Annotated in this window: 5 protein-coding genes; 1 reads left to right on the top strand and 4 read right to left on the bottom strand. The window is 63.3% G+C overall.

Annotated elements, in window-relative coordinates:
- Window positions 1–686 (top strand): 3'-5' exonuclease (locus KBT70_RS16725; RefSeq protein WP_296636724.1); only part of this gene is annotated, 686 nt, incomplete at its 5' end.
- A gap of 98 nt (window positions 687–784) precedes the next feature.
- Here the strand turns inward: KBT70_RS16725 and KBT70_RS16720 are convergent.
- From KBT70_RS16720 to KBT70_RS16705, 4 genes are all read right to left on the bottom strand, one after another.
- Window positions 785–1,927: a saccharopine dehydrogenase family protein gene (locus KBT70_RS16720; RefSeq protein WP_296636720.1), complete on the bottom strand. Its 1,143-nt coding sequence runs from the start codon at window positions 1,925–1,927 to the stop codon at window positions 785–787.
- A 14-nt stretch (window positions 1,928–1,941) separates the two neighbouring features.
- Window positions 1,942–2,190 (bottom strand): SemiSWEET transporter, encoded by a 249-nt coding sequence (locus KBT70_RS16715; protein WP_296636715.1) that lies wholly within the window; start codon window positions 2,188–2,190, stop codon window positions 1,942–1,944.
- The gene (locus KBT70_RS16710; RefSeq protein ID WP_296636711.1) at window positions 2,191–3,246 is read right to left on the bottom strand and encodes a saccharopine dehydrogenase; all 1,056 of its coding nucleotides are present in this window, start codon (window positions 3,244–3,246) and stop codon (window positions 2,191–2,193) included.
- A gap of 9 nt (window positions 3,247–3,255) precedes the next feature.
- Window positions 3,256–3,610: glutathione binding-like protein (locus KBT70_RS16705; protein WP_296636707.1), on the bottom strand; the 355-nt coding region annotated here is incomplete at its 5' end.

Genomic DNA, 3,610 nt, shown 5'->3' with positions numbered 1-3,610 from the left:
TGCAAGGGTTTCTGGAACATGTGAGCCTCATCATGGACAACGAGGCGGGCGAAGAGGGCGAAAAGGTCACGCTGATGACGCTGCACGCCGCCAAGGGGCTGGAGTTTCCGGCCGTGTTCCTGCCCGGGTGGGAGGATGGTCTTTTCCCATCGCAACGCTCGATGGATGAAAGCGGCGTGCGCGGGCTCGAGGAAGAGCGGCGGCTGGCCTATGTCGGCATCACCCGCGCCGAAGAGGTCTGCACCATTTCGTTCGCGGGCAATCGCCGCGTCTATGGCCAGTGGCAATCGCAAATGCCCTCGCGCTTCATTGATGAATTGCCCGAGGCGCATGTCGATGTGCTCACCCCTCCGGGTCTCTATGGCGGAGGCTACGGGGCTGCGGCCAGTTCAGGCATCGAGAGCCGTGCCGCCGAGGCCAATGTCTACAACAGTCCCGGTTGGCGGCGGCTTCAGGCGCGCGGCGGCGAACGCCCCATGACCCAGCCTCGCGAGACGCGTCACAGCATCATCGACGCCGAGGCGCTCAGCGCGCATACGGTGGGCGAGCGCGTCTTTCATCAGAAATTCGGCTATGGCGCCATCATCGCCATCGAGGGTGACAAGCTCGAAATCGCCTTTGAAAAGGCGGGCACCAAGAAGGTGGTCGCCCGCTTCATCACCGGCGCGGATGACGTGCCGTTCTGACGCGGGGCGGCGGCGGATCTGAGTATTTTTGCCAAAAAGAAACCTGACTTGGCGTCTTCATGGTGCAAATACTCAAATCCGACCTTGCGCCAAAACGCTCAGTTCAGGTGATCGACGACCGTCAGATGCTGCGCCAGCCTGTTGACCTCGTCCAAGTAGCGCGTGACCAGTTTGGGATCATGCGATGCCGCGCTGACACCGGCAGGGATTTCCCGCGCCAGCACCGAATCGATCGCAAGCGAGACCGGGATCGACACCAGCCGCGCCATCGCCGTGCCGCGCGCATCGCCCCAGGCGTCCATCACATAGCTTTTGTGCCAGACTGGTTTACCGTCCTTTTCTGCCTTGAGATCAACGCAGAGCACCACGCGGTCCGGTTCGCCCGCATCATAGGCGTTCTCTTGCCAGAACTGGTCCGACATCTCCTTGAGCCGGGCATCGCCCGCGGCACCGCTGAGCGTTTCAATCTCGGCAAAAACGTCCTTCCAGGCCTCTGACCAGCCATTCAGGCGCAGCGTGCCGCGCACGAAATCCTTGATCCGCCAGTCGGGATCAAACCGGTAATCGGCGATGAAGGGCAGGGAATCCCGGTTGGGGTAGACCTCGAATGTCTCGGGGGTAGGCAGCGGCGCGTCATAGCTGGAAATCGCGTCCCATGGCCGCGCGACCTTGAGTTCCGAGAAATCGCGGATCGAGCGCGAGGGCGAGCGCAGCGCCTTGAGCACGCCCAAAGGCGACCAGCTGAACTTGTAGCGGAAGGGATTGGGTATTTTCGGCACGCCGCCGCAATAAGAGGTGAACGACAGGTCGTTTCCGGCGTCAAAGGCTTGGGAGGCGCGATAGTCGGCCACCAGATGATGCGCCATCAGGTGGTCGATGCCGGGATCAAGGCCGATTTCGTTGACAAAGCGCAGCCCTTTTTCGCGCGCCGCCTGATCAAGGGCGCGCATCTCGGGGGCGATATAGGAGGAGGACACGAAATGCGCGCCCGTCTCGAGGCAAAGCTCTGCCAGCGGAACGTGCCAGTCGCCGGGCAGCATCGAGACCACCACGTCACCGGGTTTGAGGGCCTTGGCCAAGGCGTCCTTGTCAAAGGCGTGAATCTTGTCCGTGAGATCGCCCACCGCCGCCCGCGCCTTGTCGGTCGAGCGGTTCCAGACCGTCACCTCATGCCCGGCCTCGATCAGTCGCCGCAGACCGGGAATGGCCGATAGGCCGGTGCCGCACCAGTGAATTGTCATGTCCGTCTCTCCTTTTACTTGTAACGGAGTTTCGCCGCGACGATGCTCAGCATCGCCAGAACGGCGCAGATATTGGCCAGAATGAGAGGCCAGTCGCCGATCATCAGCCCATAGACCAGCCACAGGGACACGGTGGTCAGAAAGAGCAGGTTCGACGGGAGCGAGAGGCCCGAGGTGTCGCGCGTGGCCCAGGCCTTGACCGCCTGCGGAATCCAGCAGATCGTGCCCAGAAAGGCGGCCAGATATCCGACATAGGGCGCCATTCAGATATCTTTCATATGGGTGTGAAAGGTCTCTGCCGCGCGGGCCCAGACCCCTTGATCCAAGGCGTCGAGCGTCAGCAACGAGGCCAGCAATTGCCCGGCGTAATCCTGCGAGGATTCGACCGGCAAGAGCGAGGGCAGGTTGTCGATGGCCATCACGTCGAGGGGCGGGGTGTCGCGCACACGCAGCACGCGGGCTGCCCAGGAGGTTGCCGCGTCATAGACCGGCACCGGGTTGTAATCGCTGTCGGGGTCACAGGCCACATCGCCGATCACGCTCAGTTGGCTGGGCTGATCAAGCGCGGATTTCGGCACGAAAACCGGCGTGCCGGGGCGGGCGAAGATGCAGTTGAGAAAGAGGTCATGCGCGAGGATTTCCGGGAACGGCCCGCCCGATGCGGTCTCGGCCATGTCCCAGCGGGTGACGGGGACATCCATCGCTTCGCAGAGATCCGCCGCCCCAGTGCCCACGCGGCCCAAGGCCCCGATGACGATGGCGCGGGGGCGGGGCGCACCCGTGGCATCCAGCCGCGCGCCAAGATCGGCCAGCAGCGCGTCGCGCCCCGGATAGGTATCGACGGGCGGGCAGATTGCGCCGCCCTGTTGCGCCGCCCATGCCATGAGCGACACCGCCGCCCCCGCATAGCCCGCCCAATAGCCAAAGGCGGCGACGCGGCGGCCCGTTTCATCGACGAGATATTCCAGATCATAGAGCGTGCCGCCCCCGACCTTGAACCGCTGCAAGAGGCGCCGCCCGGCATGCTGGCCCTTGAAGGCATGGCCGAACATGATGTGGCGATGCGGCAGGGGTGTGCCATCCTCGGGCAATTCCTTGAGCCCGAAGATGATCGCGTCCTTTGGGGCGGAGGGCCATGAATTCTCTGGCGCAATCGCGCAGCCCGCCGCGCGGTAGCCGTCGATCGGGATGGCGCGGTTGTGACTTTCTTCCACCGTCACGCGCAGGCCTTTGGTGATGAGTTGTGCCGCCCCCTCGGGTGTCAGCCCCACGCGTTCCTCGTTTGGCCGCTGTTCGGCCCTTACCCACAGATGTGTCATGTCAGCCTCTCAGATCATGTCATCCGCGATCACCCGCGCCACAGAGGCACGCGCGCGCATCGCTTGCACAAAGGCGGTGATCTTGGGGAATTGCGCCACGTCTACGCCGTCGCCTTCGAGCCAGTTGCAGGCAACATAGAGATAGGCATCGGCGAGCGAGACGGTCTCGCCCAACACGAATGGCCCGGTGAGCACGTGGTTTTCAACATAGGCGGCGCTGTCGGTCATGGTCTGCACCGACTTGGCCTTCATATCGTCAAAAGAGCTTTGCTGATCGGCCCAACGGTGGCCGCGCATCTTGTGCGCGTGGTTCACATGCATGGTTGAGGCGAGGTAATACATCGCCTCGCGCATCTTGGCGGCC

The organism is Roseovarius sp. (assembly GCF_018066915.1).
Classification (GTDB): Bacteria; Pseudomonadota; Alphaproteobacteria; order Rhodobacterales; family Rhodobacteraceae; genus Roseovarius.
This window is presented reverse-complemented; position numbering and strand designations above follow the sequence as displayed.

Bases quoted from the DNA above. Each gene is read 5' to 3' on its own strand.
- KBT70_RS16720 (WP_296636720.1), bottom strand. From the start codon at position 1,927: ATGACAATTCACTGGTGCGGCACCGGCCTATCGGCCATTCCCGGTCTG.
- KBT70_RS16715 (WP_296636715.1), bottom strand. From the start codon at position 2,190: ATGGCGCCCTATGTCGGATATCTGGCCGCCTTTCTGGGCACGATCTGC.
- KBT70_RS16710 (WP_296636711.1), bottom strand. From the start codon at position 3,246: ATGACACATCTGTGGGTAAGGGCCGAACAGCGGCCAAACGAGGAACGC.